The sequence below is a fragment of the Parapedobacter sp. genome, from assembly GCF_053550995.1.
The window spans coordinates 1-5,939 of record NZ_JBMQOC010000107.1 but is presented as its reverse complement, the minus strand read 5'-3'; the positions used below and the strand labels follow the sequence as shown (position 1 = coordinate 5,939).

Sequence of the window (5,939 nt, the reverse complement as noted above, 5' to 3'; positions counted from 1 at the left end):
GCAGCCGTTGGCGATAAAAACCGACTTCCCCTTCTCAGCCGCCTCACTCAATGGCTCATGGCCCGGCAACGGCGCGTTCGCCTGTTGGTTGTGCAACGCCGGCAGGATAGCCACAAAAAGCGTCAGTACCAAGAACAACAAAAACGCCGCGGTGAATAGCTTTCTATGATCGTTAAAAAATTCCATCTCCTACTGTATTATACTGAATGTCGAATCACTGAATTAATCCCCCTCGGCATGCCGGATGGCCGTTTCGCCGATGTCGAGCGTCTCTTTATCCACCGACAGCATTTTATACATGTTGTAAGCGAAAAATAGGTGCGACAACCACATGAGGCTGCCCCCGATGGCCCGCCATAGCCAGTAGGGCATCATCATCGTTACGCTTTCGATAAACGGTTTCCCATCCATCCACATGAGGCCTTTCAGGGTACTGCCATACATCAACGGAATGGTATAGAACATCAGTCCGATCAATGCCATCCAGAAGTGGGCACCTACGGTAGACTGCGGTGCCTCCTTGCCGGTTAGCCGCGGCACCAAGGCATATATGCCTGCCCAGAGGAAAAAGCTGATGATGCCATACATGGTGAGGTGCGAGTGCGCGACGGTAAAATCTGTAAAGTGCCACAGCAGGTTGGTATAACGGAAGGCTTCGGCCGTGCCCTGCAACGAGCCCGTAAAGTAAAAGATGATACCGATGAGGAAGAAAGGAAGCGTATAGCTGTCTTTAACCTTATACCACCCTCCCTTAAAGGTAAGCAGGAAATTGGCCGTGCCGGCGGCTACCGGAATGACCATGCCCATACTGCCAACGATGGCCACGGTTTGCAGCCACCAGGGGATGGCACTGAACACGAAGTGGTGGGTACCGATAAGCGTATAGAAGAGAATCTGTGTCCAGAAAGCCAAAATACCCAAACTATAGGAATAGATGGGCCTATTCAATTGCTGTGGCAGGAAATAATACACCACACCGAGCATGAACAGCATGAACCACATCCCTACTCCCTGGTGCATGTAATACCCTTGGATGATGGTTTCGCCCAACCCTTCCTGCCACCAGGGAACATACGCCACGATGGATATCACCAAAGCGAAAATTACCGCAGAGATGATGTACCAATTGGAAATGTAGATTTCGCGGGTAGTCCGCTTGGCCACGGTTTTCAGGTAATTGATAAGTGTAAGCACCAGGCCGACACCGAACAACAGCATAATGGGCCAGATATACTCACGGTACTCGCCGCCGCCATTATTGATGCCCGCCATGAGCGACAGCGAGCCCAGTATAACGGCGGCGTTGATGAGGTAAAACGAATACCAGCCCATTTTCAAGCTGGCGATAGCTACGTTGCTAACACGGGGTACGACATAGTATCCTAAACCGATCATGGCCAGCGACGCCCAGCCCCAGAATACCGCATTGGTATGCACCGGCCGCAAACGCCCGAAACTCAGCCAGCTCACTTGGTCGGCATCCGGCGCGACAAACTTGATACCCAAATATTGGCCCACGGTGGTTCCGAAAAGCAGCCAACAGGTGGCCGCCACCAAGTACCAGACAATCAATTTACGCAGCTTGGGGTCTATGTTGGGCCTCCGTTGGGCCTTTTTCTTCACGGCAACGAAAGGAAGTCCCGAATTTTCCCTGATTTTGATAATACCCAGCCGGTCGGCAGCCGCCTCGGGTCCGGAGAGCTCCGTATCGGTCAACCGGTAGTCCAGCGCTTTTTTCCGTTCCAGCAGCTCGCCTTCGGCCTGCTCGGCATCCACCTCGCGCAGGTAAGCTGCAAACCCATCGGCCTCGGCCACGTCCATCTTGTTGCGGTACCGCTTCAGTACACGCGATGCCTTGCCGACCATAATCACGAACCCCACCAAGATGGGTATAAGCAACAGCACCACCGTGATGATGATGCCTGCTTGGCCCAACAGTGCCCCCCCTTCGCCGCTACCGGCAGGCTGTGCCCACGAAACCCCTACGAATGAGGAAAAGAATAAGACGAGCAACACTTTTCGCAGCGCATCATCGCCCGAAGCGGTATCCTTCTTGTTCCGTTTGCGAATGATGGAGATGAGGCGTCCAAGTTGATGGGTATCCAATTGCTGGATGTATTTGCGGTATCCCATCTCACCAGCGGCGCGCCGGCGGTCAGCGACCCGTTTGATGCTTTCGATACGGTGCAACAGCCATATGGCAAAAAGTAGTATGGCTACCAACGCTAGCAGGGAGGCCAGAATGATTACCTCCGTTTGATCGAATGCGAAACGGAAGGGGCGCATCTCCCCTTGCGCAAAAAGCAGCACCGGAAATAACACCAGGAAAACAATACCTGTAAACAATGATGAGATCCTTACCATACCCAACTTTAAAATATATTAATACCTTTTTATCCTTTATATAAACAAAAAAACGACATGCCTAATCTCGTTTCAGGAAAGTCAACTTGTTTTCCAATTCCTCGGTGAATGAACTGAGTTTTGCTCCTTCCAGCATATCGCGCATTTCTTCCCGGATGATTTTGAACTGGTAGTGGATAGGGCAAGGTTTCGCTTCGGAACATTGCTTCAACCCAAGTCCGCAACCTGAGAAAATTTTCTCGCCATCCACTGATTTCACGATATCGGCCAACGAGCCGTTGAGTAAATGCTCATCAAGGAAAAACCCCCCACTGGGTCCCTTGGCAGACAGCACCAAACCCTTGCGGCTCAAATCTTGCAATATCTTGGCGATGAACGACTCCGGGGAATCAATCTCTTTGCTGATTTCCTTGATACCGGCCTTTTCGCCGGCTTTAGACCGCTTGGCAATGAAAATCATTGCCCGGATGGCATACTCACATGTTTTTGAAAACATCTATCAATCAATTGCGGGGCAAATATACAAAGTATAAATAAAAGATAAAAAACTCTTTTTCTTATTTCGTAACGATTTGTATCCAATGATCTCTAAACAAATGCACTGAATCCGGTAATGGATCTACCGACAATCAGCGAATTGATTTCCTTGGTCCCTTCGTAGGAGTAAATGGCCTCTGCATCGGCCAGGAAGCGCGCCACGTCATATTCCAACAGGATGCCGTTGCCGCCCATCACTTCCCGGGCTTGGCTAACGATATCGCGGGTACGCAGTGTACAGAATACTTTGGCCAGCGATGCGTGTTCATCGCGCAGCATACCGCCATCCTGCAATTCGGACAAGCGGTACACCAACGTCTGCATGGCTGTGAGGTTGGATAGCATTTCAACCAGGTGGTTTTGGATCAGTTGGAACGATGCAATGGGCTTACCGAACTGCTTGCGTTTCCGGGTGTAATCGAGGGCATTTTCATAGGCTCCCCTTGCGCAGCCCACGGCCATCCACGCCACGCCCGCACGGGTAAGCTGCAGCACCTTGGCGGTGTCTTTGAATGAGTTGGCGTGCTGCAAACGGTCACCTTCTTCCACCAGGCAATCCGTCATCGTAATCAGTCCGTTCTGCACAATCCGCAAAGCCATCTTCCCTTTTATCTTTTCCACCTCGAAGCCGGGGGTACCTTTCCGCACCAGGAACCCTTTCACCTCCCCGTCGGCCACATCTTTGGCCCATATAACGGTCACATCGGCGAAGGTAGCGTTGCCTATCCATTTTTTCTGGCCATTCAGCAGCCACCCTTTTTCCGTTTTGCGGGCCGTAACGGTAAGTCCGCCCGCCGCACCCGATCCCACTTCGGGTTCGGTAAGGCCGAAGGCACCGATCAGTTTCATCTGCTGCATGGCAGGCAACCATTCCTGCTTTTGCGCATCAGAACCGCAAAGGTATATCGACCCCATGGCCAGGCCACTCTGTACGCCGAAGAAGGTGGCCACCGAAGCATCGACACGGGCAATCTCCATCGCGATGATCCCTTCCATCAGCGATGACTTGCCGGCACAGCCATACCCATCATAGGTAAGGCCACAGATATTTAATTCCGCTAGTTTGGGAATGATCTCAAACGGAAATTCATCGCGCAACCAGTAGTGGTTAACCAGCGGCCTGATTTCGCGCTCCATAAAATCGCGTACCTTCAGTTGCAGTGCGCGATCCTCATCGCTCAAGCGCATATGCAGCTCGTAGAAGTCGCCATTGATAGGGGGCAATTCGCGTTTCGGTTTCCCACCGTCGAGCATCTTCATCAGTCCGGCGAGCTGTTTCTCGTCCAACTTGGAAAACGAATCCATCGCCTTTGGCAGGTCTACTTTCTGCGACAGTTTGTCCAATTGCTCGAAATCGATGCTTTTGAACAGTTGGTATGCCTTTTTAATTTTTGAAAACATCACATTGCTTTTGTTGGGTATATTTAGTGCTTAAACTTATGCCATAGTACGCGGATGACACGGATTTAGCGGATGCTCGCTGATGATTATTACGCCTGTTGTCTCAAATCTCACGTCCCATATCTCACGTCTGAATCACCCCCACGTTGAAAGGCTTTTCGATCGGTGCCTGATTGGCAGCCGCTATCCCCATCGCGATGACTTTGCGCGTATCCAGCGGATCGATGATCCCATCCACCCACAGGCGGGCCGCGGCGTAGTAGGGCGTTGTCTGTTGGTCATACCGCTCGGTGATCTCCTTAAGCAGGGCATCCTGTTGTTGTGTATCAACGTCCGTGCCTGATTTCTTTAACGACGCGGTTTGGATTTGGAGCAGCGTTTTTGCCGCTTGGCTACCCCCCATTACCGCAATCTTGGCCGACGGCCATGCGAAGATAAGCCGTGGATCGTATGCTTTTCCGCACATGGCGTAGTTCCCCGCACCGTATGAATTGCCGACGACGACGGTAAACTTGGGCACGACAGAATTGGCCACAGCATTGACCATTTTAGCGCCATCTTTGATAATGCCGCCCTGCTCCGCGCGGCTCCCCACCATGAAGCCCGTTACATCTTGCAGGAAGACCAGTGGTATCTTCTTTTGGTTGCAATTCATGATGAAGCGGGTGGCCTTATCGGCCGCATCCGAATAGATCACGCCACCGAACTGCATCTCCCCTTTCTTGCTTTTCACCACCTTACGTTGGTTGGCCACGATGCCCACGGCCCACCCCTCCATGCGCCCCAGACCGCAGATGATACTTTGGCCATAGCCTTCCTTATATTCCTCAAAATCGGAACCATCTACCAATCGGCGGATGATTTCGCCCATATCATACGGTTTTTCGCGCGAGGCGGGCAATATGCCGTAGATTTCCTGTTCGTCCAATTTCGGGGGGGTCGGCTTTATCCGGTCAAAACCGGCATCCTTCGGCTTGCCTAGCTTATCCATGATGCGGCGGATGGACTCCAGGCACGTCTTATCATCCGGCTGCTTGTAGTCGGTTACACCCGATATTTCGCAGTGCGTGGTTGCGCCGCCCAGCGTTTCGTTATCCACCGACTCGCCGATGGCTGATTTGACCAGGTATGATCCCGCCAGGAACACCGAGCCGGTACCATCCACGATCATGGCCTCGTCGCTCATGATGGGCAAGTAGGCACCCCCGGCCACGCACGAGCCCATGATGGCTGCCAACTGCACGATACCCTCGCTGCTCATGCGGGCATTGTTGCGGAAAATACGGCCGAAATGCTCCTTGTCGGGGAAAATCTCATCCTGCATGGGTAGGTATACGCCCGCGGAGTCTACAAGGTAAATAATCGGCAAGCGGTTTTCCATGGCGATCTCTTGCGCGCGCAGGTTTTTCTTGGCAGTCATGGGGAACCATGCCCCTGCCTTCACGGTGGCATCGTTGGCCACGACCATACATTGGCGGCCGGCTACATAACCGATACCGGCAACCACGCCTGCCGATGGGCACCCGCCGTCTTCGGCATACATACCGTCGGCCGCCATAGCACCGATTTCGAGCCAGGGCCGGTCGGCATCAAGCAAATGGTCTATCCGCTCGCGGGCCAGCATCTTCCCCTTGGCT

The 5,939-nt window shown here is 52.7% G+C and carries 4 protein-coding genes and 1 pseudogene; all 5 read right to left on the bottom strand.

Annotation, left to right across the window (positions count from 1 at the left end):
• Positions 1-186, bottom strand: a pseudogene (locus tag ACO1NT_RS14460) (cytochrome-c oxidase); the annotation flags it as partial.
• Positions 187-222: 36 nt separating this feature from the next.
• A complete protein-coding gene (locus ACO1NT_RS14455; RefSeq protein WP_449049433.1) occupies positions 223-2,364 on the bottom strand; it encodes a cbb3-type cytochrome c oxidase subunit I in 2,142 nt (713 codons plus the stop codon).
• 61 nt (positions 2,365-2,425) lie between these two features.
• Positions 2,426-2,860 carry an RrF2 family transcriptional regulator gene (locus tag ACO1NT_RS14450; RefSeq protein WP_449049432.1) on the bottom strand — a complete coding sequence of 145 codons (435 nt, stop codon included), beginning with the start codon at positions 2,858-2,860 and terminating at the stop codon, positions 2,426-2,428.
• 92 nt (positions 2,861-2,952) lie between these two features.
• Positions 2,953-4,302, bottom strand: coding sequence for an acyl-CoA dehydrogenase family protein (locus ACO1NT_RS14445; RefSeq protein WP_449049431.1), 1,350 nt, complete (start codon positions 4,300-4,302; stop codon positions 2,953-2,955).
• A gap of 124 nt (positions 4,303-4,426) precedes the next feature.
• Positions 4,427-5,939, bottom strand: a 1,513-nt coding sequence (locus ACO1NT_RS14440) for an acyl-CoA carboxylase subunit beta (RefSeq protein ID WP_449049429.1), incomplete at its 5' end; no start/stop codon positions are given.